The organism is Agromyces salentinus (assembly GCF_009749395.1).
Lineage (GTDB): Bacteria > Actinomycetota > Actinomycetes > Actinomycetales > Microbacteriaceae > Agromyces > Agromyces salentinus.
Window position 1 is genome coordinate 530,264 of sequence record NZ_WBIR01000001.1, and the last position, 22,745, is coordinate 553,008.

Genomic DNA, 22,745 nt, shown 5'->3' on the forward strand with positions numbered 1-22,745 from the left:
GGCTGCGGTATCCGACCGGCCTTGTCACCTTGCAGTTCTATGTACCTTGCAGCACTATGTATGTGACAGCACTAGGTATGGAGAACCACATGCGCATCGGAAAAGACCTCGTCGCCGCAGCCGCGACGCCGGTCGTGCTCGGCATCCTCGCCGAGGGCGAGTCCTACGGGTACGCGATCCTGCACCGCGTCTCGGTGCTCTCGGACGGCGAACTCGAATGGAGCGACGGCATGCTCTACCCGCTCCTCCACCGCCTCGAACGACTCGGCCACGTGCACTCCGAGTGGCGGCAGTCCGACACCGGCCGGCCGCGCAAGCACTACCGACTGAGCGAACAGGGGGCGGCGGTGCTCGTCGAGCAGCGGCGGCAGTGGTCGGTCGTCGGCGACGTCCTCGGCAAGGTCTGGCCCGACGACGGCGGCCCTCGCTTCCGCGCGGCGCTGGGGGGCCTGGCATGAGCCCCGAGACGCACGGCGACCCGAACACCGGGCACGCGCCGGCCGAGGGCGACGAACTCGACGCCCTCGTCGCGTCGTGGCGTCGGTGGATGCAGCGGCACGAGTCGCTCACGGGCGCCGACCTCGACGAGCTCGAGGGCCACCTGCTCGATCGCGTCGACGAGTTCGTCCGGGCCGGGCTCACCCGCGACGAGGCCTTCCTCATCGCCGTGAAGCGGCTCGGCAGCAGCAGCGACCTCTCCCGCGAGTACGCCCGCGAGCACTCCGAGCGGCTCTGGAAGCAGCTCGTGCTCGATGGGCCGGAGGAGGGTCGGGCAGCGGATGCCGCGGGCGCGCGCCTGCCGTTCCACCGACGTGCGAACGGGCTCGCCGTGGCCCTGCTCCTCGGCGTCGGCGCCGGCCTCGCGGTGAAGACGGTCGACCTCCTGGCCGGCGACCCTTCGGCGGTCGTGCTCAACGCCGCCGTGATCGTGCTGCCGTTCCTCGCCGCCTGGTTCGCCTGGCGCAGGCGCCCCCCGGTGGGGATGCTCATCGGTGCGGCGGTCGCATTCCTGGTGGCCGGTCTCGCGCTGAACCTGTACCCGTTCGCGAGCGCGGACCCGGGCGGCGCCGATGCGGGCGTGAGCTCCGCGACGGCGGTGCTCGCGGCCATCGGCTCCGTCGTCGCGCTGTGGCTCGTCGGCGGCATCGTCGACACGGGCGGGGCGTGGCGGAGCAACACCGCACGAATGGACTTCATCCGGTTCAGTGGCGAGTGGCTCGTCTACTACGTGCTCATCGCACTCGTGGGGGGCGCCCTCAGCGGACTCACGATCGGCGTCTTCTCCTCGATCGGCGTCGACGTGACGCCGTTCGTGGGCGAGTGGGTGCTGCCCTGCGGCGCGGCCGGCGCCGTGCTCGTGGCCGCGTGGCTCGTCGGCGCCAAGCAGCGTGTCATCGAGAACATCGCCCCCGTGCTCACCAAGGTGTTCACGCCGCTGTTCACGCTCATGATGCTCGCGCTCATCATCGCCGCGATCGTGCAGTGGAACATCGTCGACGCCGACCGCGACCTCCTCATCGCGTTCGACCTCGTGCTCGTGGTCGTGGTGGCGCTCCTGGTCTACTCGCTCTCGGCGCGCGACCCGCTGCTGCCGCCCGGATGGTTCGACCGGCTGCTGCTCGTCATGCTCGCCGCGGCCCTCGTCGTCGACCTGATCGTGCTCGTCGCGATGATCGCGCGCACGGGCGAGTTCGGGTTCAGCGCGAACAAGACCGCCTCGCTCGGGCTCAACCTGATCCTGCTCGTGAACCTCGCCTGGGCGACCAGGCTGCAGGTCGGGTTCCTCAGGCGACGCACGGGCTTCGCCGCGCTCGAGCGTTGGCAGACCGGCTACCTGCCGGTGTACCTGGCCTGGGCCGTGATCCTGCTGCTCGTCTTCCCGCCCGTCTTCGACTTCGCCTGAGCGGAGCAGGCCCAGGCGCCCGACGCCCGAGGAGGTGTCAGGCGCCTGGGCTAGCGTGGCTCGGATGACCCGCACCCTGCTCATCATCGACATCCAGAACGACTACTTCGAGGGCGGCGCGAACCCGCTCGTCGGTCCCGATGCAGCCGCCGCGAACGCCGCTCGCCTGCTCGCCTCGCACCGCGAGGCGGGTCAGCCGGTCGTGCACGTGCAGCACGTGTGGGATGCCCCGGATGCCGCGTTCTTCGCGCCGGGCACGCACGGCGTCGAGATCCACCCGCTCGTCGCGCCCGTCGAGGGCGAGCCCGTCGTGGTGAAGGCGAAGCCGAACTCGTTCCTCGGCACCGACCTCGACGCGCGCCTCCGCCAGGCTGGCGCCGACGTGGACGGCGTGGTCGTCGTCGGCATGATGTCGAGCATGTGCGTCGACGCCACCGTGCGCGCCGCGGCCGATGCCGGATACTCCGTGACGGTCGCGCACGACGCCTGCGCCGCACCCGACCTCGCCTTCGGCGACGCGGTCGTGCCCGCGGCGCAGGTGCACGCGGCATTCATGGCCGCCCTCGACGGCAGCTACGCCGAGGTCGTGGGCGTCGACGAACTGCTCAGCACGACTCCGACCGCGTAGGTCGCGACGAGGCGGGCGCCGAACGCGGCGAGCCGGTCGCGCACCGCCGTCGGCTCCACGACCTCCACGTCGTCGACCCACGACGCGAGCCGACGCGCGAGCGCCTCGTCGCTCGGGGCGGCGACGCGCACGAGCACCCGGCCCGAGGCATCCGGCGTCGTCTCGGTGACGAGCTCGGTGCCCCCGACCCACCCGCGGAACTCGTCGAGCACGCCGGGCGCCACGCGCACCATGGCGCTCGCCTGCGCCCGCGCTCGCTCCACTTCGCCGCTGACCCTCGCCCACGCCGCCTCCAGGTCGAACGCCACGGGCGGCGCGAAGCGCTCGTCGAGCATGGCGACGTCCGAGATGCGGTCGAGGCGGTAACTGCGCATGGCGGTGTCGGATGCCGCGGGAGGCTGCACCGCGGCATCCGCCGGGCTCGCGGCATCCGCCGGGTTCTCGGCATTCGCCGGGGCCGTGGCATCCGCCGGGCTCGCGGCATCCGCCGGGCGTGCGAGGAGGTACCAGGTGCCGCCCTTGTCGACGAGGCCGAGCGGATGCACCGTGCGCGAGCGCACCGGCCGCCCCCAGGCCGCGTAGTCGAACCGCACGGCCCGTCGCTCGAGCACCGCCGTCTGCAACGTCCCGACCTCGCGCGGGCGCACGGCGGAAGCTCCCCAGCCGCCCGCCTCGACGACGACCGAGTCGGACGCGGCCTCGGCGTCGGCGCGGAAGGTCGCGGGCAACGCACGCATCACCTTGCGGAGGGCGGACCGGGTGGCCTCGCTCTCGCCCGCTCGCGGGCCGAGCGTCAGGAAGAGGGCCCGCGCCTCCGACGCCGTGAACCCGCTCAGGTCGGTGCGGCCCTCGCCGAGCAGCTGCCAACCGCCTCCGCGGCCGGGCTGCGGATAGACCGGGATGCCCGCGGCGGAGAGCGCCTCGAGGTCGCGCCTCGCCGTCGCGACGGAGATCTCGAGCTCCTCCGCGAGCTCGCGCGCGGTCACGCGCCCCCGCGCCTGCATGAGGAGGAGGGCGGCCACGAGCCGGTCTGCGCGCATGGTCCCATTCTCGCCGAAAAAGTAGTCAGAAGGTGAGCACTTCAGAGGCGCAGGATGGATGCATCAGGTCGGCGCAGGCCGGCCCAGAGCGAAGGAGACCACAATGCTGCGAGGCATCGCCACCGTGAACTGCTACGTCGACGACCCGGCGGCGGCCGCCGCCTGGTACGCGAAGGTGCTCGGCTTCGAGCCCTACTTCACGCGTGCCAACCCCGACGGCAACGCCGGATACGTCGAGTTCCGCATCGGCGACCACCAGCAGGAGCTCGGCTTCATCGACCGCCGCTACAGCCCGGCGGGCCTTTCGACGGACGCCGGCGGGACGATCATCCACTGGCACACCGACGACCTGGAGGGCTCGCTGGACCGACTGATCGAGCTCGGCGCGACGCCGCTCCTGCCGATCACCGAGCATGGACCCGGCTTCGTGACCGCCTCCGTCATCGATCCGTTCGGCAACGTGCTGGGCGTCATGACGAACACCCACTACCTCGAGATGCTGGGTCGCGAGCGAGACGGCGTCGACGCGTAGCGATCCGAGCTGCCGGCGCAGGGTGACCCGCCACCCGGCCGCCCGCCGCCCGCCAGCGCAACTCCACCGCCCAACCGCGGACGCGAATGGTCGCCGTCCGACGAGCGACGCGACCATTCGCGTCCGCAGGAGTCGCCACACAACGCCAGTTCGACACCGCGACGCGACCATTCGCGTCCGCAGGAGTCCGCATGTCGCAAGCGGCGCCCCGACATCCCGCCCGACGCCCCGCCCCGCCCCGCCCAGCACCCCTCATCGCCGCCCGCGATCCTCGAGGGCGCGAGCGACCCGGGCGACGAGCTCGGCGGGCGGGGTCCGCTTCGTCACCCGGATGACGATCCACCCGTCGGCGACGAGGTCGTTGAGCCGCGAGACATCCGTCGCCCACTGCCGGTCGTCGGAACGGTGGTGATCGCCGTCGTACTCGACGAGCACGCGATGACGGCGATAGACGAGGTCGCCCTTCGTGCAGCCCCCGGAGCGCAGCCGTATCTGCGCGTTCGGTTCGGGTTCGGGCAGGCCCGCTCGCACCAGGGTGAGCCTGGCCAGGCTCTCCCGTCGAGAGTACGAGTTCGCCCTCAGCTCGACGCGGGCCCTGGCGAGGCGCGCCGACCCGGTGCGGCGGCCATGCCTCACGATCGCCGCATCGATCTCATCGAGCGTGGCGAGCGGTCGGGGCAACCCGATGAGGCGATCGCCCGCCGCGATGAGGTCGTCGATGTCGAGCACTCCCGCCAGCGAGCACCACGTGTCGGCGGGACCCATCGCGCGAACCCCGTGGACCACGCGGATGACGGTCTCGACGCCCGTGGAGTGTCCCGCGACACCACGACCCCGCGGGGCGCGCCCCCATCCCAGTGCGCTGACGTGAACGCGCGAGTCGCGCTCGACCTGGAGTGGCAGCGGGATGCCGTGCAGCATCGCCGCCGTCGCGTGGGAGAACACGTGATCGGGCGCCATCCTGACCGCGTACGCGACAGCGCGCTCCTGCACGCTCTCAACCGAGCCGACGGAACGCACGGCGTGGAAGGGCGTCGCGAGATCGCCATGACGCAGACGGCGGCGGGAGACACCGGCGTCGAGCGCGGTGGCCACGTGGAACGGGCGGGTGCGGAGGTCGGACGGGATCGGGTTCGGTGGTCGCATCCGTCGACCCTCGATGATCGGATGCGACGCTGCCCCCAGCCGATGGCGAATGTGGAAGGTCGACACGTTCTCCACAGCCAGCGGCTCCTGCCGCTCGGACGCGGATGGTCGCCACCCAGCACCCGACGCGACCATTCGCGTCCGCGCCCCGCGGAACGGGGCTGGTTCTTCGCACGGCACGGGGTCGATTCGCGGCGCATTCCCGCCTCGATCGGGGTTGCGTGCGGAATTTCCTTCATTGTTCCGTTTGCGGAGGGCGCCTGCGCGTGTGACCATCGAAAGATGATCATCGCCGATCGCACTCCCCGCGCACCGATCCAGGCCGCCTCGCGTTCCGCAGGCCCGGCCGTCGGCGCGGGGCGCGTCGAGCGTCCCGGCCGGCCCGCCCCGGTCGATGCCGCCGAGGCCGACGGCGCCCCGACCGGCGAGGTCGACGCCCTGACCCTCGGCCGGCGCATCCGCGAACACCGCACCGCTCGGTCGATGACCCTCGGCGAGCTGGCTGCCGCGATCGACCGCGCGCCCTCGCAGGTGAGCGCCATCGAGAACGGCAAGCGCGAACCGCGACTCTCCATGCTGCGCACGATCGCCGGGGCCCTCGGCACCTCGGTCGAGGAACTGCTGAAGCCGGATGCCCCGTCCGAGCGCGCGGCCCTCGAGATCGCCGTCGAGCGCGCCCAGCGCGGGCCCGTGTTCGCCGCGCTCGGGCTCGAGCCGTTCCGCGTGGCCAAGGGCATGAACGACCAGACGCTCGCGACCATCCTCGCGCTGCACAACGAGATCGACCGCCTGCACCGCGAGCGCGCCGCGACCCCCGAGGAGGCGCGGCGCGCGAACGCCGTGCTGCGCGCCGAGATGCGCTCGCGCGACAACTTCTACCCCGAGCTCGAGGCCAAGGCCGCCGAGCTGCTCGAAGCCGTCGGGCACACCGGCGGGCCCGTCTCCCACCAGCTCGTCGCCGACATGGCGAGCCACCTCGGCTACTCGCTGCACTACGTGGGCGACTTGCCGCACTCGACGAGGTCGGTGACCGACAAGCGCAACGGCCGCATCTACCTGCCCACCGAGCAGTCGCCCTCGCGGGATTCGCGCTCCCCCATCCTCCAGGCACTGGCGAGCCACCTGCTCGGCCACGTCGAGCCGCACGGCTACGACGAGTTCCTTCGCCAGCGGATCGAGACGAACTACCTCACCGCCGCGATCCTGCTCCCCGAGCAGGCGGCCGTCCGTTTCCTCACGGAGGCGAAGAACCTGCGCCGCATCTCGATGGAGGAGCTGCGCGACCACTTCGCGGTGTCGTACGAGACGGCGGCGCACCGATTCACGAACCTCGCGACGGCCAGGCTCGGCATCCCCGTGCACTTCACGAAGGTGCACGAGTCGGGCACGATCATCAAGGCCTACGAGAACGACCGGGTGCGCTTCCCGAGCGACGCCCTCGGGGCCATCGAGGGCACCACGATGTGCCGCAACTGGACCGCCCGCACCGTCTTCGACGTCGAGGACCGCTTCAGCCCCTGGTACCAGTACACCGACACGCCCTCGGGCACGTTCTGGTGCACCTCGCGCATCGAGAAGGCGAAGGAGGGCGAGTACTCGGTGTCGGTCGGCGTGCCGTTCGAGCACGTGAAGTGGTTCCGCGGACGGGAGACACCCCATCGTGCGGTGTCACGCTGCCCCGACCCCGCGTGCTGCCAGGCGCCCGCCGGCCTCGCCGAGCGGTGGGCGGATGCCTCGTGGCCGGCCGCGCGGACCCCGACCTCGCTGCTCGCGGCGCTGCCCACGGGCACGTTCCCGGGCGTCGACCAGACCGAGGTCTTCGCATTCCTCGAGGCGCACGCGCCGCACGCCTGACCCGCGCCGGGCCCGCATCGGGGTGGAGACCGGCCGGATCCGGGCATCCTGTCCGGTGGCGGGCGGATGTCGCGACACGGCGCCCGTAGCGGCGCCGACGGCGGCACGGGAGGATGGAGTCCAGCCCGACCGCCTTGGAGTGATCCCCGTGGGAACGACCGTATTCGAACGACGCCGGCCCCCGGCATCCGTTGTCGAACATGCACTGAAGCCGACCGCGCAGGCGGTGTTCTGGCTCGAGGACCTACCGGAGGGCGCCGTCGGCGGCCGCCCCAAGCTGATGGGCGCGAAGGTCGCCGACCTGGTCGTCGTCGGCGGCGGCTACACGGGCCTCTGGACCGCGGTGCTCGCCAAGCGCCGCAACCCCGGCGCACACGTCGTGCTCGTCGAGGCGAAGTCCGTCGGCTGGGCGGCATCCGGTCGCAACGGCGGCTTCTGCGAGGCGAGCCTGACGCACGGCCACGAGAACGGCATGGCCCGCTGGCCCGATGACCTGCCCCTGCTGAACCGTCTGGGCCTCGGGAACCTCGATGCGATCGAGGCGTCGGAGGCCGAGCTCGGCATGGACTTCCACTTCGAGCGCACCGGCGCCCTGGCGCCCGCGATCGAGGAGCACCAGGTCGAGTGGCTGCGCGAGATGCACGCCGATGCGGTGGCCGAGGGCGACGACAGCGTCGTGTTCCTCGACGAGCGGGAGGTGCAGGCATCCGTCGCCTCCCCCACCTACCTCGCCGGCGTGTGGGAGAAGCGCACGAACGGCATGCTGCACCCGGCCCGGCTCGCGTCGGAGCTCGCGCGCGTCGCGGAGGAGCTCGGCGTCGAGATCTTCGAGCACTCCCCCGTGAAGCGCATCGACACCCCGGGGTCGACGGGCGCGGTCAGCGTCATCACCGAGGGCGGCCGGGTCGAGGCTGCGCACGCGGTGCTCGGCACGAACGTCTTCCCGTCGCTGCTGAAGCGCAACCGGCTCATGACCGTGCCCGTGTACGACTACGTGCTCATGACCGAGCCGCTCACCGAGCAGCAGTTGGACAGCATCGGATGGCGCGATCGCCAGGGCATCGGCGACATGGCGAACCAGTTCCACTACTACCGGCTCTCCAAGGACAACCGCATCCTGTTCGGCGGCTACGACGCGATCTACCACTACGGGCGACGCGTGCGCTCCGGGTACGAGCGACGCCCGGAGACGTGGGCGAAGCTCGCGAGCCACTTCTTCACGACGTTCCCGCAGCTCGAGGGCCTGCAGTTCAGCCACCAGTGGGCCGGCGCGATCGACACCAGCACCCAGTTCACGGCCTTCTTCGGCACCGCGCGCGATCATCGCGTCGCCTACGCCGCGGGCTTCACCGGACTCGGCGTCGGGTCGACGAGGTTCGCCGCCGAGGTCATGCTCGACCTCCTCGAACGGCGCGACAACGAGCGCACCCAGCTCGAGATGGTGCGCAAGCGCCCGCTGCCCTTCCCTCCCGAGCCCGCCGCCGCGATCGGCATCAACGCCACCAGGTGGTCGCTCGATCGGGCCGACCACAACGGCGGCCGCCGCAACCTGCTGCTGAAGACGCTCGACGCGCTCGGGCTCGGATTCGACTCGTGACGGCCTCCGCCGACCCCACCCGGCTCCTCGCCGGTGCGGTGACGGATGCCGCGAGCCTCGCGCTCGAGCACGAGCCGGTGCCTGCCGACCAGGTCGTGGCCGGGTCGCCGACGACGGGGTACGTCGTGCTCGACGCACGTGGACCGGGGGCGGACGACGTCGACCCGGTCGGCAGCGCTCGCGAGATCGGCGTCTGGGAGATGACGCCAGGCGCCATGCGCGACGTCGAGGCCGACGAGGTCTTCGTGGTGCTCGCGGGCGATGCGACCGTCGAGTTCGAGCGACCCGCCCTCGAGTCGATCGTCCTCCGGCCGGGATCGATCGTGCGCCTCGACGCCGGCATGGAGACCGTCTGGACCGTGCGCGAGACGCTGCGCAAGGTCTTCGTCGCGCCGTAGGACTCGCTCGCCTTCAGCGCCGGCAGGTCAGGCGCAGGGCTCCTTCGGGATGCCGGCGCCGACGCCGATGACCCTGACCTCGTCCTCGAACGTCCGGAAGCTCACGTTCGCCGCGTCCTCGACCGGCGTCGCGTAGGTCCATGTCTCGGGGGTGGGCCGGCTCGAGAGCGAGAGGTCGGTGTGGGCCGCGAGAAGTTCCTCCGTGGACGAGCCGAGGCCGATGCCCTCGGGCGTCATCGGACCCGCGACGTCCTGCCCGGAGACGGTGATCGTCTCGACCGTCAGCCCGTCTCCCGACAGGTGGAGCACGAGCGTCGCCGAGCCGGACTGCTCCAGGCGCACCACGCCACTGCACCAGTCGACCTTCTCGTACCCGGGCGCGGCACCGAGGACCTCGGGGTAGGCCGCCCCGCGCTCGATCGGCCCGATGCCCGCGCGCGAGATCGTCCAGGTGGAGATGTCGGAGGCATCGAACGGGGCGGACGCGTCAGGAGCCGGCGCCGGTTCGGGCGTCGCGGTGGGGGTTGGCTCGGACGTCGACGTCGACGTCGGCGTCGGCGTCGGCGTCGGGCTCGGGCTCGGGCTCGCCGAAGCGGGTGTCGAGGCATCTGCACCCTGCGCGGAGGGCGACGAGCACGAGGTGAGCAGGAGCGCGGTGAGCGCAACCGCGACCAGCCCTGGGACGGATGCTCGAGTGCGTGCCATCGCTCTCCTTCGAGGTTCGGGTGACGCGCCGCTGGGATGTGTCGCCTCGCGGCAGTCGATCACGCGGCGAGGTTCGGCTGCGGGGGTCAACCGCACAGCTCCTTGGGCGCGCGCGGCACCTCCGACGAGCCCATCGCCGTCACGACGTCACCGTCGACGATGAAGTCGATCCACCCTGTGGCGTCGTCCCCGACGGCGTAGCCGAAGGTGTCGGCACTCATCTGTCCGACCTGTTGGAGGTCGGGGTACGCCGCCGCGAGCTCATCGGCCGAGGATCCGAGGGTGATCCCCTCGGCCGTGGAGGGCGAGATCGGGATCGATCCACCCTCACCGGCGCGTCCGTTGACCCAGATCGTCCCGATCTCGGTGCCGTCGTTCGACAGCTGCAGCGCGACGCCGACCGTCGCATCCCTGGAGACCCCGACGACCCCCGGGCAGTACTCCTCCACCGTGAACGACGTCAAGGGCTCGATCGACCCGGGGTAGGCCGCGCCGCGCGTGATCGGACCGATGCCGGTGGCCGAGACCTCCCAGGTCGCGACGTCGGCGGGATCCGAAGCGACCGGCTCGGGCTCGGGCTCCGGCACCTCGGACGACTTCGGTGTCGACGATGGCGTCGGCGTCGGCGGGGTCGACTCGGATGGTGGCGGCGACGAGGACGCGGTCGCCGACGATTCGATCGCCTTCGCTTCCCCGAGGGTGCATCCGGCGAGGCCGAGCAGCGCCAGCGTGCCCAGCCCGAGGGCGGCAGGGATCGACGCGAAGCGGCGGGTTCGTGACATGGGTTCTCCTCCGGCTGAGCAGTGCGGGGGGAACCGCAGGGAAACGATATCCAGCCGCAACCCCGCTGGACAGGACTCCTGCGTCTCGCTTCGATAACGCTGCCGGCCGGCGGCCGGCGGAGCTCGACCAGGGCATGCCCCTCGGGTCGATACCCGCGTCGGAGGTGTGACCTACGCTCGAACCATGGCCACCCTCCACGAGCTGATCCCCGACCATGCCCGCGTCGCGTCGGTCTCGCGCGACGACGCGCACCGGTTCAGCAAGCCGACCCGCGACGAGATCACCCTCGTCACCGGGCTCGGGGTCGAGGGGGACGCCCATGCCGGTCGCACGGTGCAGCACCGCTCGCGCGTGCGGCGCGACCCGTCGACGCCCAACCTGCGCCAGGTGCACCTCATCCACGCCGAGCTGCTCGACGAGTTGGCACAGGACGGCTTCGAGGTCGTGCCGGGCGCGCTCGGCGAGAACGTGCTCACGCGCGGGATCGACCTGCTCGGCCTTCCCCGGGGCACGCGGGTGCGCTTCGGCGATGGGGCGGAGATCGAGATCACGGGCCTGCGCAACCCCTGCGTCCAGATCGACCAGCTCGGCCACGGCCTCATGCGGCGACTCGTGGCGCGCGGCGACGACGGCGAGATCGTCCGGCTCGCGGGCGTCATGGCGGTCGTGCTGGCCGACGGAACCGTGAGCCCCGGCGATGCCATCACCGTGGCACTGCCCGAGGGCGAGCACGAGGCCCTGCAGCCGGTCTGATCAGGAGGCCGCTGCCAGGCCGTCACGGCCGGCGGTCGGCTCGATCGGGTCGATGCGGAACGTGCTCGTGAAACGCCCGAGCAGTTCGTCGTCTCCGGTGAACCGAGCCGTCGCGGCATCCGAGCCCTCCGACCCGGCCGACATCAGGTCGCGCAGTTCCGACGGCGTCACCTCGAGCTCGAGCACGGCGCTCGCCACCGGCTCGAATGCCGACCGGCGCCGCGGCGAGGGCAGTGCGCCCGGCCCGACCGCGACGATGTCGAGCGTTCCGGCCACGACGATGGCCGACACGGAGACGTCGCCGACGTGCAGCACGTACTCCGTGGGAGGCAGGGCGGCCGCGGCATCCGCTCGGAATGCGGCGCGCAGCGACATCGCGAGCGCATCGGCTCCGACCCCGTCGCCCTCGCCCGGCTCGCCGAGCACCGACCAGCCCCATCGCTCGAGCGCCATGACGGCGGGCTCGAGCGCATGTCCGAGCGCCGTCAGCTCGTAGCCGCCGCGCACGGTCGGCACGCGGCGGAGCACCCCGGCCTCCTGCAGCTCCTTCAGGCGATCGCTGAGGATGTTCGTCGGGATCCTCGGCAGGGAGGCCTTGAGGTCGCCGTACCGGCGCGGACCGATGAGCAGGTCGCGCACGATGAGCAGCGCCCACCGGTCGCCGACGCGCTCGAGGGCACGGGCGGTACCGCTGTACTGCCCGTACCCGCGCGCCGCGCGTGTCGCCACGAGTCGTGCCGGGGTCAGGCCGTGGCCTGGCCGGCGCCCTGCTCGGCGAGGTAGGCGTCGGGGCCCTGCTCTGCGGCGGTCGGCTCCATGTAGAGGAAGCCGAGGATGTTGCCGTCGGGGTCCTCGAGGTCGCGAGAGTACATGAAGCCGTGGTCCTGCGCCTCACGCGGCTCGCTGCCGCCGGCCGCGAGCCCCTTGGCGAGCACCGCATCGACCTCGTCCCGCGAGTCGCGGGTGAAGGCGATGCTCGTCTGCGCGTGCGTCTTCGGGTCGATGATCTGCTTGTCGGTGAACGTGCCGAGGTACTCGCGCGTGAGCACCATGAAGTAGATGTTCTCGTCGAGCACGACGCAGGCCGCGTTCTCGTCGGTGAACATGGGGTTGATGGTGAACCCGAGGCCCTCGTAGAACGCCTTCGAACGATCGAGGTCGCTCGTGGGCAGGTTCACGAAGATGCTGGTCGCGGTCATGATCTCCTCCAAGAAATCGTCAGTGGATCGCTTCGGTGAGGCCAAGCTTGCTCTTTGCAAGTGAACTTGTCAATAGCAAGTAAGAATTCCTCGGATGTCGCGCGCGGGCGCTCATCGGGCGGCGCTCCGCCGCACGAGGAGCGCCAGGTGCAGCCCGGTCAGCACCTCGCCGTCGTCGAGGTCGTAGCCCAGCAGGTCCCCGATCAGCGCCAGCCGTTGGTAGAAGACCGAACGCGAGAGATGCGAGGCCGCCGCGGCCGCCGTGCGGTTGCCCGGATGGGCGAGCATCGCGCCGAGGACGGTCAGCAGGTCGCCGTCGCGGGCGAGGTCGTACTCGATAAGCGGCGCGAGCATCCGCTCGCTGTGCCTGAGCAGGCGATGGTCGTCGCGCAGCGAGGTCACGAGGCGCATGAGCGGGCGATCCTCCGCACGCCGCACGAGCACGCCGCGCACCCCGCGGGGGCGCGCGCTCCGAGCCAGGTCCGTCGCCTCCTGGACCGAAGCCAGCAGGCCCTCGAGGCCGCCGGCCGGGGCGCCGACGGAGAGCACGAGCCGGTCGAGGGATCCCGCGTCGCCGCCCACGAGCGCGGAGGCGAACTCGGCCGCCTGGGCGTCGCCCAGCGCCTTCGGCGCGGAGAGCAGGACGATGCGGGCACCCGTCGGCCCGCCCGCCGCGTCGGCGGCGCCGTCGATCGCCCGCCCGGCGAGCGCGCGGGCCGCGGCATCCGCTGCTCCCGGCGCGATCGACGCGCCCGTGACGACGATGCCGTAGAGCGTCGCACCCTCGAGCGGCAGTCCGAATGCCCGCACCCGCGCCTCGGCGCCGTCGAGCCCCGCGAAGCGGCCGGACACCAGCCCGTCGACGAGGCGCTGGCGGCCGATCCTCGTCCACTCGTCGGCCTCGCCGTCGGCGAGGCGGCCCAGGGCGAGCGCGATCGCGCCCTGCTCGAGCACGCTCGTCCGCCCGGCCGGATGCGCCGGGCCGGGCATCGCGATGAGATGCCCCCACCGCGTGCCGCGAGCCTCGACCGGCACGATGAGCCACTCGTCGGGAGAGGACGCGGACGCCGCCGGGCTCGACCCGCCGGGCATCCCGCCCTGCCGCGCCGCCAGGTGCCGGCGGTGCTCCGCCCGCGAGCGCGCCTCCCAGTTCGCGAGGAGCTCCGCCTCATCGGCGGGCGGCGCCTCGGCGGCCACGACCTCGTGGGCGAGGTTCTCGAGCACCACGGCCGATCCGAGCGTCTGGGCGAGCTGCTGCACAATGAAGTCGGCGGGCGAGCCGCGCAGGCTGAGCGCGGTGAACCGCTCGCGCACCTCGTCACGGGCCCGGAGGGCAGCCGTCTGCTCCGAGATGATGCGGCTGTGCACGGCCTCGGTGAGCACGACGAACTTCACCTCGCGGTGCAGGACCACGAGGGCGAGACCGCGCTCGCGGGCCGCCCGCTCGACCACCGCCGGCAGGTAGTGGTAGTGCACGCCGAGCTCGAGCACGAGGCCTGCGAGGCCCGCGTCGACGAGGCCGCCGATGAACGCGTCGAGGTCGGCGGGCTCGGCCGGCCATCCCGAGCCGGTGGACAGCAGGAGCTCGCCGCCCTCGAGCAGGCGGGCGACGCCGGAGCTGTCGGACACGTGCACCCAGCGAACGTGCGCGTCGAGCGCCTCATCGCTCGCGAGCACCTCCGGCACTCCGGCGACCACCGCATCGAGCGAGAGGATCTCGCGCACGGTCGGCAGTCCGTCGTCGGCGGCGACCGCGGCCATACGATCCGTCTGGTTCGCCACGTCTTCGCGACGTTCTGCCATCGGTGAGCCCTCGCACCCTCTGAAAAGCTTGGAGTCGCAAGCCTAATCGACGATCGGGCGAAGTGTCCGAGCAACAGCGTCGGCGCGCGGCATCCGTCACCACCCAGTCACGAAGGAACAGCATGAGCCTCATCCGTCACGTCATCGGCGGCGTCGAGACCGCCGACGCCGACCGCACCGGCCCCGTCTTCAACCCGGCGACGGGCCAGCAGCAGCACGAGGTCGCGTTCGCGTCGACGACCGAGGTCGAGCGGGCCATCGCCACGGCGAAGGCGGCGCTGCCCGGCTGGCGTGCGACCGGCCTCGTCAAGCGCGCCGACGTGTTCTTCCGGCTTCGCCAGCTGCTCGTCGAGCGCACGCCCGAGCTCGCGGCGATCGTCACGAGCGAGCACGGCAAGGTGCTCTCGGATGCCGCGGGCGAGATCTCGCGCGGCATCGAGAACGTGGAGTTCGCCGCCGGCCTCGTGCACCTGCTGAAGGGCGAGCACTCCGAGCAGGTCGCGCGCGGAGTCGACGTGCACTCGGCCAAGCAGCCCGTCGGCGTCGTCGGTGCCATCACGCCCTTCAACTTCCCCGTCATGGTGCCGCTCTGGATGGTCGCCTCGGCGATCGCGTGCGGCAACACGGTCGTGCTGAAGCCGTCCGAGAAGGACCCGAGCGCCGCGGTGTTCCTCGCGAAGCTCTTCCAGGAGGCCGGTCTGCCCGACGGCGTGCTCAACGTCGTGCACGGTGACAAGGTCGCGGTCGACGCGATCCTCGAGTCGCCCGACGTGCGCGCCGTGTCCTTCGTCGGCTCGACGCCCATCGCGAAGTCCATCTACGAGCGAGCCTCGCAGAACGGCAAGCGGGTCCAGGCCCTCGGCGGCGCCAAGAACCACATGGTCGTCATGCCCGACGCCGACCTCGACGGCGCGGCCGACGCCGCGATCTCCGCCGCGTACGGCTCCGCCGGCGAGCGGTGCATGGCCGTCTCCGTGCTCGTCGCCGTGGGCGACGTGGCCGACGAGCTCGTCGAGAAGGTGCGCTCGCGCATGCACGGCCTCGTCATCGGCGACGGCACCGACGCGGCATCCGAGATGGGCCCGCTCATCACCCGCGAGCACCGCGACAAGGTCGCGTCCTACGTGGCCGGGGCCGAGGCCGAGGGTGCGACCGTCGTCGTCGACGGCACGACCCAGCAGTTCGACACCGACGGCTTCTTCGTCGGCGTCTCGCTCGTGGACCACGTGAAGCCCGGCATGAAGGTCTACGAGGATGAGATCTTCGGCCCCGTGCTCTCGGTCGTGCGCGTCGAGACCTACGACGAGGCGGTGGCGCTCATCAACGCGAACCGCTTCGCGAACGGCACGGCGATCTTCACGCGCGACGGCCGCACGGCCCGCGCGTTCGAGTTCGACATCGAGGTCGGCATGGTCGGCGTCAACGTGCCGATCCCCGTGCCGATCGGCGCCTACTCGTTCGGCGGCTGGAAGAACTCCCTCTTCGGCGACTCCCACATCTACGGCCCCGAGTCGGTGCACTTCTACACGCGTTCCAAGGTCGTGACCACGCGCTGGCCCCAGCCGAGCGAATCGCAGATCAACCTCGGCTTCCCGAGCAACCACTAGGACCCGACGTGACCGACACCCTCCTTCCCCAGACGGATGCCGCAGCCGCCCCGGATGCCGCGACGCCGAGCTTCCTCGACCGCGCGGGCACGCGGCATCCGCTGCCCGACGCCGCCGCCGAGGCGCAGGTGCGCGCCGACGACCGCGCGCACGTGTTCCACTCGTGGAGCGCGCAGGCGCTCATCGACCCGCTGCCGATCGCCTCGGGCGAGGGCGCGACGTTCCGGGACTACGCGGGCAACGCGTACCTCGACTTCAGCTCGCAGCTCGTGAACCTGAACCTCGGCCACCAGCACCCCGACCTCGTGGCGGCGATCCAGCAGCAGGCCGGCCGCCTGGCGACCATCCAGCCGTCGATGGCGAACGACGTGCGCGGAGAGCTCGCACGCCGCATCGCCGAGGTCGCTCCCGGCGATCTCGACCGGGTGTTCTTCACGAACGGCGGGGCCGACGCGAACGAGTACGCGGTGCGCATGGCCCGCGCGGTGACCGGCCGGCGCAAGGTGCTCTCGATGTACCGCAGCTACCACGGCGGCACGGCGACGGCGATCTCGCTCACCGGCGACCCGCGCCGCTGGGCGAACGAGCCGTCCGACGGCTCCGTCGCGCACTTCATGGGCCCGTACGCGTACCGGTCCTCGTTCCACAGCGAGAGCCCGGCGCAGGAGGCCGAGCGCGCGCTCGCGCACCTCGAGCAGGTCATCGTGCTCGAGGGCGCGTCGACCGTCGCAGCGATCATCCTCGAGACGATCGTCGGCACCAACGGCGTGCTCGTGCCGCCGCCCGGCTACCTCGAGGGCGTCCGGGCGCTGGCCGACAAGTACGGCATCGTCTACATCGCCGACGAGGTCATGGTCGGGTTCGGCCGGGTCGGCGAGTGGTTCGCCGTGAACCACTTCGGCGTCACGCCCGACCTCATCACCTTCGCGAAGGGGGTGAACTCGGGCTACGTGCCGCTCGGCGGCGTGGTGATCTCCCAGCGCATCGCCTCCCACTTCGACACGGTGGCGTTCGCCGGCGGCCTCACGTACTCCGGCCACCCGCTCGCCTGCGCGCCGGGCGTCGCGACGTTCGAGGTCTTCGAACGCGACGGCGTCCTCGAGCGGGTCCGCGACCTCGGCGAGCGCGTCGTCGGTCCGCGACTCCGGGAGATCGCCGAGACGCACCCGAGCGTCGGGGAGGTGCGCGGCCTCGGCCTCTTCTGGGCGATCGAGCTCGTGCGCGACCCGGCCACCCGGGAGCCGCTGGTGCCGTTCAACGCCGGTGGTGCGGATGCCGCGCCGATGGCCGCCGTCGCCGCCGCCTGCAAGCAGGCGGGCCTCTGGCCGTTCGTGCACTTCAACCGGATGCACGTCGCGCCGCCGCTCGTGATCTCCGAGGCCGACCTGGTGCGCGGCCTGGACATCATCGACGAGGCCCTGAAGGTGGCCGACGCGTACGTCGTCGCCTGACGCCGCGCGCTTCGCGCCTCGTTCGCCCTCGACTCGTCGGATAGCCTGAGTCGCATGGACGAACGGGGCGCGTCGGGCGGCATGGCCCGACGCAGCTTCCTGGCGGCGGGCCTCGCCGGAGTACTCGGCGTCGCGCTGTCGAGCTGCACCTGGGGCGACGAGCCGAGCCCCACGCGCACGGCGACGCCCGGGCCGACCACGGGCCCATCGCCGTCGCCGGTGCCGCGCCCGACGAACATGCGGCGCTCGGCCTGGGGCTCCGACCCCTACGCGCGCGGCTCGTTCAGCTTCCCCGAGTTCGGCTCGACCGATGCCATGCGCGAGCGGCTGACGGCTCCCGTCGCCGATCGCCTCGTGTTCGCCGGCGAAGCCACGTCGACGGCCGCGCCCGGCACGCTCGACGGCGCGCGGCGATCCGGGCTCCGTGCCGCCGCCGACCTCGCGGCCCTCGCGGAACCGGGCGAGCGGGTCGCCGTCATCGGGGCGGGCATGGCCGGCCTCACCGCCGCCCGCCGCCTCGCCGACGACGGGTACGAGGTGCTCGTCATCGAGGCGCGCGACCGCATCGGCGGTCGGGTCCAGTCGATCGCCGACGATGCCCTCGGCGGCACCGCGGAGCTCGGCACGTGGTTCCTCTCCGACGACGACGAGCTGCTCGGCGAGCTCGCCGGGGCATCCGTCACGACGGCCCCCGTGGGCGGGGTGGCCGTCGTGCACCGCATCGACGGCACGCCGGTGCCCGCCTCCACGATCGGCGTCGACGCCCTCGAGCGGGCGCACGTCTGGGCGCAGGAGCGCCCCCACGACGTCGCCGTCGCGACGGCCCTGCTCGGTTCGGGGGGGATCCCGGCGTCCGAGGCCGACGGAGCCGATGGCGTGAGCCCCGCCGACTGGCTGAGGCACGCCCTCACGAGCGGCCTGCAACCGGTCACCGGCGCCGCACCCACGGTCGTCTCCGCGCAGCAGTTCGACCCGTCCAAACGCCTGGCTCTGTTCGCGGCCGCCGGCGGCGACCCGTTCGCCGGCCTGCGCCTGCCCTCCGAGCCGATCGCCGACGTGTTCACCCCGCTCGCCGAGGGCCTCGACCTGGTGCTCTCGAGCGCCGTGACCCGCATCGCCTACGACGACGAGCGGGTCAGTCTCCGCCTCGACACGGGCGAGTCGCTCAACGTCGACCGCGCGATCGTGACGCTGCCGCTCGGCGTGCTGAAGACCGACCAGGTGCGCTTCGAGCCGGCGCTCCCCCGACCTCAGCAGCAGGCCATCGCACAGCTCGGCATGGGCGTCCTCGACGTGGTCTGGCTCGCCTTCGACGAGCCCTTCTGGCGATCCGGGACGACGGACGCCACGGGCGCGGGTGCCACGGGCGACGCGGATGCCACGGGCGACGCGCAGCCCGCAGACCCCGCCGCGCCCGCGGCATCCGTGCTCACCGTGGTCGGGGGGTTCCCGACGGTCGCCCTGTGGGTCGACGCCGGGGTCGCCACCGGAAGCGGCGACCCGGTGCTCGTGGGCTTCATCGCCGCATCGCAGGCGACGCGACTCGAGCAGCTGTCGGACCAGGACTTCCTGTCGGCCGTGCTCGTCGATCTCGAGCCCTTCGCCACAGCCACCGGTTGACGGCGACGAGCGTCGAGGTCAGCGCGAGGAAGATCAGCACGACGATCGCGCAGGACACGACGACGCCGAGCGTGCTGCCGACCTGCGCCTCGTCGAGGAAGAAGTACGGGTACCAGCCGACGTCCGCGCCGCGGATGAGCGTGTAGACGAGCCACACCGACGGGAACACGAGCACCCACCCGATAGTCGGCCACGGCACCCTCGGGTTCACGGCGATGACGCTGTCCGTCGTCCAGGCGACGAGCGCGAGGGCGGGCACCACGAAGTGCAGCAGCGTGTCCGACCACGGGACGTCGACGCGGTAGCCGTGCGAGGAGGATTCCGCGACGATGACGGCGAACACGAGGCCCGAGAGCACGACGTACACGGTCGCCATCGTGCGGAGGACGCCCAGCCACGCCGGGTCGCGCGGCGCCCGCAGGGCGTAGACGGCCGCGATCGTCAGAGTCACGACGGCGATGAACGCCGACTGGATGGTGAAGTAGCTGAAGAAGTTCGAGACGGCGAAGCTGCGGAAGCCGAGCACGTACCGGAGGTTGCCCGCCAGGGCGACGAGCTCGAGCACCACGATGCCCAGCCGGAACGTGCCGAGGGCCATCCGGGCCCGCCTCGTCCGGGCCTCTGGCGAGGGTCCGGTGGCAGCGGGCATGCCTCAACGCTACGCCAGCGACCCGTCAGTCCAGTGGACGCAGGATCCGGTCGAGGAAGCGCCGGGTGCGCTCCTCCGCCGGATTCGTGAAGATGTCCTTCGGCGCTCCCCGCTCGACGACGACCCCGCCGTCCATGAACAGCACCTCGTCGGCGACCTGCCTGGCGAAGCCCAGCTCATGGGTCACGACGACCATCGTCCAGCCCTCGTCGGCGAGCTCCTTGATGACCTTCAGCACCTCGCCGACCAGCTCCGGGTCGAGGGCGCTCGTCGGCTCGTCGAAGAGCAGCAGGTCGGGCCTCAGTGCGAGCGCGCGCACGATGCCCACGCGCTGCTGCTGCCCGCCCGAGAGCGCGAACGGATACGCGTCGCGCTTGTCAGACAGGCCGACGCGCTCGAGCAGCGCCTCGGCGTCGGCGATCGCCCTGGCCCTCGGCACGCGCTGCACGCGCACCGGACCCTCGATGACGTTCTCGAGCACGGTCATGTGGGGGAAGAGGTTGTGCTGCTGGAACACCATCGCCGAGCGGTCGCGCATCGCGACCCGCCCCTGCTTCGTGATGCCGGCGGCGAAGTCGAGCTCGGGCCCGCCGTCGAAGTCGAGCACGCCGCTGTCGGGCGTCTCGAGCCCGTTCAGCGAGCGCAGCACGGTCGTCTTGCCCGAGCCGCTCGGCCCGATCAGCACGACGACCTCGCCGCGACGCACCTCGAGGTCGATCGAGCGCAGCACCTCGTTCTCCCCGAAGGACTTGCGGATGCCGCGCGCCGTCAGCAGCACGGCGTCGTCGGGCGTCGCCCCGGGCGCCAGCGGGTCGCCGGCGGCCGGGCGCCGGCCCGCGGCATCCGATCGGGTGGGGTCCTGTTCGAACTCAGACGGCGACATAGCGATCCAGTCTCCTCTCGAGCGCGCTCTGGCCACTCGACAGCACGAGGCAGAACAGCCAGTAGATCAGCGCCGCCTCGAGGTAGATGAGCATGAACTCCTGGCTGAACGCCGCGATCTCCTCGGACACCCGGAACAGCTCGGTGACGAGGATGAGCGACGCCAGCGACGTGTCCTTCACGAGCGAGATGAACGTGTTCGACAGGGGCGGCACCGAGACGCGGGCGGCCTGCGGCAGGATGATGCGCCGCAGCGTGGTGCCGGAGGACATGCCGATCGTGTACCCGGCCTCCCACTGCCCCTTGGGCACCGAGAGGATGGCGGCCCGGATGATCTCGGCGGCGTACCCGCCCACGTTGAGCGAGAACGCGATGATCGCACTCGGCCACGGGTCGAGCACGATGCCCACCGCGGGCATGCCGTAGAAGATCACGAACAGCTGCACGAGCAGCGGCGTGCCCCGGATGACGGAGACGTAGAACCGCGCGACGCCCGAGAGCACGCGGTTCTTCGAGATCCGCATGAGTGCCACGACGAGCGCGAGGACGATGCCGATCGCGAACGAGGCGAGCGCGAGCGGGATGGTCCCGCCCAGCCCGCCCCAGACGATCGGCCAGAAGGAGTCGAGGAACAGCTGCCAGCCCGAGGAATCCACGTCGGCCTCCCTTCGAGGTCGTGTGGTGCGAGGCTACTCGGAGACGTCGGCGCCGAAGTACTTCTCGCCGATCTCGGCGAGGGTGCCGTCGGCGCGGAGGGTCTCGAGGGCCTCGTCGACGGCCTTCACGAGGGCCGTCTTGTCCTTCGCGAACGCGAGGGCGCTCTGGGTCGGGTCGGTCTCGGCGACGACCTCGAGCTTCGCGTCGGGGTTCTCCTTGACGTAGTCGAGGTAGGTCAGCTCGTCGTTCACGGTGGCGTCGACCCGGCCCTGCTCGAGGAGCGCGACGGCCTGGGCCCAGCCCTCGACGGCCTCGACGTTCGCACCGGCGTCGACCGCGAGCTGGTAGAAGTTGCTCGTCAGGGACTGCGCGGTGGTCTTGCCGGCGAGGTCCTCGAAGCTCGAGATCGACGTGTCGCCCTCGTTGACGACGACGACGCTCGGCGACACCGTGTACGGCGAGCTGAAGAGGTACTTCTCCTCGCGCTCGGGGTTGATCGAGACCTGGTTCGCGATGACGTCGGAGCGACCCGACTCGAGGCCCGCGAAGATCGCGTCCCACTGGGTCTCCTGGAACTCGATCTCGAGGCCCAGCTCGTCGGCGACGGCCTCGGCGATCTCGACATCGTAGCCGACCAGGTCGCCCGAGCCCTCGTCGTGGTACGTGAAGGGACGGTACGTGCCCTCGGTCGCGACGGTCAGGGTGCCGGCCTTCACCAGCCCGTACTCGTCGCCGGATGCGTCGTCGGTCGCGGCCGGCGTGCTGCTCGAGCAGGCGGCGAGGGCGAGGACGGCGGCGGATGCGGCGGCGAGGCCGAGGAGGGTGCGGGTTCGTGACATGCGGGTGGAGCTCCGTTCGAGACGTACTGGCGTTGTGGGCCGGCGTTGCGGATGGCGGCCGGGCGTGTGATCGCGCCCGGGAGGTGTCGAGTCCATCACGCGGGCGCCCCGAGGTGAAACCGCGTGACCTCGCGTTGCATTCCCATTCCGTGCGTGCGGGGGCCGCCGTGGACATGCGCCTCGCGGAATACACGCAAACGGAGGTGCGGCGCAACCCCTCCTCCCGCGAAATCGCGCGCCGATAGTGTTCAGGACCGACGGAACCCCCTCCGTCGCCCCGGTGCCCCCCTGCACCATCACCCGAAGGGATCCCATGATCACCCTGACCTGGCTCCTGCTCATCGCGCTCATCGGCGGCGTGCTCGCCCTCATCGACGGCATCTGGCGCATCCGCGCCCGCGGCGGCTCGACCGTCGTCGGCGTCATCGAGGTCATCGTCGCCGCGCTGTTCCTGCTCTCGTTCTTCGTGCCCGGCATCCCGTGGGGCTCGCTGGTGCTCGGCGTCGCCACGATCATCGCGCTCGTCGTCGCGCTGTTCGCCGGCGGTCGCACCGGTCGCGGCGTGACCGTCGCCGCACTCGTCGTGCTGGCCGTCTGGGTCGTGCTCGTCAACCAGTGGCTCGTGATCCCCGGCGTCAACTGACCCCGGCCACGCACGCGGAGGGCGCCCCGGCTTCGGCCGGGGCGCCCTTCGTCGTC

At 71.8% G+C, this 22,745-nt stretch carries 23 protein-coding genes; 12 read left to right on the forward strand and 11 right to left on the reverse strand.

All coding sequences use genetic code 11. The features are described from left to right. The first annotated feature begins 89 nt into the window (after positions 1-89). The 3 genes from GQQ95_RS02505 to GQQ95_RS02515 all read left to right on the forward strand — a co-directional run bounded on the left by GQQ95_RS02505 (position 90) and on the right by GQQ95_RS02515 (position 2,531). Positions 90-458: a PadR family transcriptional regulator gene (locus GQQ95_RS02505; protein ID WP_157426032.1), complete on the forward strand. Its 369-nt coding sequence runs from the start codon at positions 90-92 to the stop codon at positions 456-458. Beyond that, positions 455-1,903, forward strand: coding sequence for a permease prefix domain 1-containing protein (locus GQQ95_RS02510; RefSeq protein WP_157426033.1), 1,449 nt, complete (start codon positions 455-457; stop codon positions 1,901-1,903). Before GQQ95_RS02505 ends, GQQ95_RS02510 begins: the two co-directional genes overlap by 4 nt. 64 nt (positions 1,904-1,967) lie before the next feature. Continuing rightward, on the forward strand, positions 1,968-2,531 hold the full coding sequence (locus GQQ95_RS02515) for a cysteine hydrolase family protein (RefSeq protein WP_157426034.1): 564 nt from the start codon (positions 1,968-1,970) through the stop codon (positions 2,529-2,531). Here the strand turns inward: GQQ95_RS02515 and GQQ95_RS02520 are convergent. Then, positions 2,477-3,571, reverse strand: coding sequence for a helix-turn-helix transcriptional regulator (locus GQQ95_RS02520; protein WP_157426035.1), 1,095 nt, complete (start codon positions 3,569-3,571; stop codon positions 2,477-2,479). The two genes, GQQ95_RS02515 and GQQ95_RS02520, sit on opposite strands and share 55 nt — an antisense overlap. Before the next feature lie 103 nt (positions 3,572-3,674). Between GQQ95_RS02520 and GQQ95_RS02525 the strand changes: the two genes are divergently transcribed. After that, positions 3,675-4,103, forward strand: coding sequence for a VOC family protein (locus tag GQQ95_RS02525; RefSeq protein WP_157426036.1), 429 nt, complete (start codon positions 3,675-3,677; stop codon positions 4,101-4,103). A gap of 252 nt (positions 4,104-4,355) precedes the next feature. Here the strand turns inward: GQQ95_RS02525 and GQQ95_RS02530 are convergent, their stop codons facing one another. Next, positions 4,356-5,249, reverse strand: a complete 894-nt coding sequence (locus GQQ95_RS02530) for a hypothetical protein (protein WP_157426037.1) — start codon at positions 5,247-5,249, stop codon at positions 4,356-4,358. Between the two features lie 282 nt (positions 5,250-5,531). On the opposite strand from GQQ95_RS02530, the gene GQQ95_RS02535 reads away from it, so the two are divergent. The 3 genes from GQQ95_RS02535 to GQQ95_RS02545 all read left to right on the forward strand — a co-directional run bounded on the left by GQQ95_RS02535 (position 5,532) and on the right by GQQ95_RS02545 (position 9,098). Continuing rightward, positions 5,532-7,103: a helix-turn-helix transcriptional regulator gene (locus GQQ95_RS02535; protein WP_157426038.1), complete on the forward strand. Its 1,572-nt coding sequence runs from the start codon at positions 5,532-5,534 to the stop codon at positions 7,101-7,103. 148 nt (positions 7,104-7,251) lie between these two features. Next, positions 7,252-8,700 carry an NAD(P)/FAD-dependent oxidoreductase gene (locus GQQ95_RS02540; RefSeq protein WP_157426039.1) on the forward strand — a complete coding sequence of 483 codons (1,449 nt, stop codon included), beginning with the start codon at positions 7,252-7,254 and terminating at the stop codon, positions 8,698-8,700. Further along, positions 8,697-9,098 carry a cupin domain-containing protein gene (locus tag GQQ95_RS02545; protein ID WP_246205148.1) on the forward strand — a complete coding sequence of 134 codons (402 nt, stop codon included), beginning with the start codon at positions 8,697-8,699 and terminating at the stop codon, positions 9,096-9,098. Before GQQ95_RS02540 ends, GQQ95_RS02545 begins: the two co-directional genes overlap by 4 nt. Before the next feature lie 27 nt (positions 9,099-9,125). Here GQQ95_RS02545 and GQQ95_RS02550 read toward each other — a convergent pair whose 3' ends face one another. Further along, entirely contained in the window at positions 9,126-9,803 is a 678-nt protein-coding gene (locus GQQ95_RS02550; RefSeq protein ID WP_157426040.1) for a hypothetical protein, read from the reverse strand. 86 nt (positions 9,804-9,889) lie between these two features. Then, positions 9,890-10,585 carry a hypothetical protein gene (locus GQQ95_RS02555; RefSeq protein ID WP_157426041.1) on the reverse strand — a complete coding sequence of 232 codons (696 nt, stop codon included), beginning with the start codon at positions 10,583-10,585 and terminating at the stop codon, positions 9,890-9,892. 184 nt (positions 10,586-10,769) lie between these two features. On the opposite strand from GQQ95_RS02555, the gene GQQ95_RS02560 reads away from it, so the two are divergent. After that, entirely contained in the window at positions 10,770-11,339 is a 570-nt protein-coding gene (locus GQQ95_RS02560) for an MOSC domain-containing protein (RefSeq protein ID WP_157426042.1), read from the forward strand. Here GQQ95_RS02560 and GQQ95_RS02565 read toward each other — a convergent pair whose 3' ends face one another. The 3 genes from GQQ95_RS02565 to GQQ95_RS02575 all read right to left on the reverse strand — a co-directional run bounded on the left by GQQ95_RS02565 (position 11,340) and on the right by GQQ95_RS02575 (position 14,341). Continuing rightward, on the reverse strand, positions 11,340-12,068 hold the full coding sequence (locus GQQ95_RS02565; RefSeq protein ID WP_157426043.1) for a winged helix-turn-helix transcriptional regulator: 729 nt from the start codon (positions 12,066-12,068) through the stop codon (positions 11,340-11,342). It abuts the gene before it with no gap. A gap of 14 nt (positions 12,069-12,082) precedes the next feature. Continuing rightward, on the reverse strand, positions 12,083-12,538 hold the full coding sequence (locus GQQ95_RS02570; RefSeq protein WP_157426044.1) for a VOC family protein: 456 nt from the start codon (positions 12,536-12,538) through the stop codon (positions 12,083-12,085). A gap of 111 nt (positions 12,539-12,649) precedes the next feature. Beyond that, complete coding sequence (locus GQQ95_RS02575; protein ID WP_246205149.1) at positions 12,650-14,341, reverse strand: PucR family transcriptional regulator; 1,692 nt, start codon at positions 14,339-14,341, stop codon at positions 12,650-12,652. Positions 14,342-14,463: 122 nt separating this feature from the next. Between GQQ95_RS02575 and GQQ95_RS02580 the strand changes: the two genes are divergently transcribed. The 3 genes from GQQ95_RS02580 to GQQ95_RS02590 all read left to right on the forward strand — a co-directional run bounded on the left by GQQ95_RS02580 (position 14,464) and on the right by GQQ95_RS02590 (position 19,019). Beyond that, a complete protein-coding gene (locus GQQ95_RS02580; RefSeq protein WP_157426045.1) occupies positions 14,464-15,948 on the forward strand; it encodes a CoA-acylating methylmalonate-semialdehyde dehydrogenase in 1,485 nt (494 codons plus the stop codon). Positions 15,949-16,049: 101 nt separating this feature from the next. After that, positions 16,050-17,399, forward strand: coding sequence for an aspartate aminotransferase family protein (locus tag GQQ95_RS02585; protein WP_212275241.1), 1,350 nt, complete (start codon positions 16,050-16,052; stop codon positions 17,397-17,399). A gap of 54 nt (positions 17,400-17,453) precedes the next feature. Continuing rightward, a complete protein-coding gene (locus tag GQQ95_RS02590; RefSeq protein ID WP_157426047.1) occupies positions 17,454-19,019 on the forward strand; it encodes a flavin monoamine oxidase family protein in 1,566 nt (521 codons plus the stop codon). On the opposite strand, the gene GQQ95_RS02595 is transcribed toward GQQ95_RS02590, so the two are convergent. The 4 genes from GQQ95_RS02595 to GQQ95_RS02610 are packed head-to-tail and all read right to left on the reverse strand — an operon-like array spanning position 18,916 to position 22,046. Further along, complete coding sequence (locus GQQ95_RS02595) at positions 18,916-19,668, reverse strand: Pr6Pr family membrane protein (protein ID WP_157426048.1); 753 nt, start codon at positions 19,666-19,668, stop codon at positions 18,916-18,918. The two genes, GQQ95_RS02590 and GQQ95_RS02595, sit on opposite strands and share 104 nt — an antisense overlap. A gap of 25 nt (positions 19,669-19,693) precedes the next feature. Beyond that, the gene (locus GQQ95_RS02600; protein WP_157426049.1) at positions 19,694-20,551 is read right to left on the reverse strand and encodes an amino acid ABC transporter ATP-binding protein; all 858 of its coding nucleotides are present in this window, start codon (positions 20,549-20,551) and stop codon (positions 19,694-19,696) included. Next, on the reverse strand, positions 20,538-21,206 hold the full coding sequence (locus GQQ95_RS02605; RefSeq protein ID WP_212275222.1) for an amino acid ABC transporter permease: 669 nt from the start codon (positions 21,204-21,206) through the stop codon (positions 20,538-20,540). The genes GQQ95_RS02600 and GQQ95_RS02605 overlap by 14 nt, the downstream gene beginning before the upstream one ends. 33 nt (positions 21,207-21,239) lie before the next feature. After that, on the reverse strand, positions 21,240-22,046 hold the full coding sequence (locus GQQ95_RS02610) for an amino acid ABC transporter substrate-binding protein (protein ID WP_157426050.1): 807 nt from the start codon (positions 22,044-22,046) through the stop codon (positions 21,240-21,242). Between the two features lie 313 nt (positions 22,047-22,359). Between GQQ95_RS02610 and GQQ95_RS02615 the strand changes: the two genes are divergently transcribed. Next, positions 22,360-22,689 carry a hypothetical protein gene (locus GQQ95_RS02615; RefSeq protein WP_157426051.1) on the forward strand — a complete coding sequence of 110 codons (330 nt, stop codon included), beginning with the start codon at positions 22,360-22,362 and terminating at the stop codon, positions 22,687-22,689. Positions 22,690-22,745 lie beyond the last annotated feature (56 nt).

What these genes read in the sequence shown, in the direction of transcription:
- GQQ95_RS02515 (WP_157426034.1), top strand. Translation starts at nt 1,968, where the DNA reads ATGACCCGCACCCTGCTCATCATCGACATCCAGAACGACTACTTCGAG.
- GQQ95_RS02595 (WP_157426048.1), bottom strand. Translation starts at nt 19,668, where the DNA reads ATGCCCGCTGCCACCGGACCCTCGCCAGAGGCCCGGACGAGGCGGGCC.
- GQQ95_RS02525 (WP_157426036.1), top strand. Translation starts at nt 3,675, where the DNA reads ATGCTGCGAGGCATCGCCACCGTGAACTGCTACGTCGACGACCCGGCG.
- GQQ95_RS02510 (WP_157426033.1), top strand. Translation starts at nt 455, where the DNA reads ATGAGCCCCGAGACGCACGGCGACCCGAACACCGGGCACGCGCCGGCC.
- GQQ95_RS02615 (WP_157426051.1), top strand. Translation starts at nt 22,360, where the DNA reads ATGATCACCCTGACCTGGCTCCTGCTCATCGCGCTCATCGGCGGCGTG.
- GQQ95_RS02530 (WP_157426037.1), bottom strand. Translation starts at nt 5,249, where the DNA reads ATGCGACCACCGAACCCGATCCCGTCCGACCTCCGCACCCGCCCGTTC.
- GQQ95_RS02575 (WP_246205149.1), bottom strand. Translation starts at nt 14,341, where the DNA reads ATGGCAGAACGTCGCGAAGACGTGGCGAACCAGACGGATCGTATGGCC.
- GQQ95_RS02610 (WP_157426050.1), bottom strand. Translation starts at nt 22,046, where the DNA reads ATGTCACGAACCCGCACCCTCCTCGGCCTCGCCGCCGCATCCGCCGCC.
- GQQ95_RS02535 (WP_157426038.1), top strand. Translation starts at nt 5,532, where the DNA reads ATGATCATCGCCGATCGCACTCCCCGCGCACCGATCCAGGCCGCCTCG.
- GQQ95_RS02600 (WP_157426049.1), bottom strand. Translation starts at nt 20,551, where the DNA reads ATGTCGCCGTCTGAGTTCGAACAGGACCCCACCCGATCGGATGCCGCG.
- GQQ95_RS02580 (WP_157426045.1), top strand. Translation starts at nt 14,464, where the DNA reads ATGAGCCTCATCCGTCACGTCATCGGCGGCGTCGAGACCGCCGACGCC.
- GQQ95_RS02570 (WP_157426044.1), bottom strand. Translation starts at nt 12,538, where the DNA reads ATGACCGCGACCAGCATCTTCGTGAACCTGCCCACGAGCGACCTCGAT.
- GQQ95_RS02505 (WP_157426032.1), top strand. Translation starts at nt 90, where the DNA reads ATGCGCATCGGAAAAGACCTCGTCGCCGCAGCCGCGACGCCGGTCGTG.
- GQQ95_RS02560 (WP_157426042.1), top strand. Translation starts at nt 10,770, where the DNA reads ATGGCCACCCTCCACGAGCTGATCCCCGACCATGCCCGCGTCGCGTCG.
- GQQ95_RS02550 (WP_157426040.1), bottom strand. Translation starts at nt 9,803, where the DNA reads ATGGCACGCACTCGAGCATCCGTCCCAGGGCTGGTCGCGGTTGCGCTC.
- GQQ95_RS02555 (WP_157426041.1), bottom strand. Translation starts at nt 10,585, where the DNA reads ATGTCACGAACCCGCCGCTTCGCGTCGATCCCTGCCGCCCTCGGGCTG.
- GQQ95_RS02590 (WP_157426047.1), top strand. Translation starts at nt 17,454, where the DNA reads ATGGACGAACGGGGCGCGTCGGGCGGCATGGCCCGACGCAGCTTCCTG.
- GQQ95_RS02520 (WP_157426035.1), bottom strand. Translation starts at nt 3,571, where the DNA reads ATGCGCGCAGACCGGCTCGTGGCCGCCCTCCTCCTCATGCAGGCGCGG.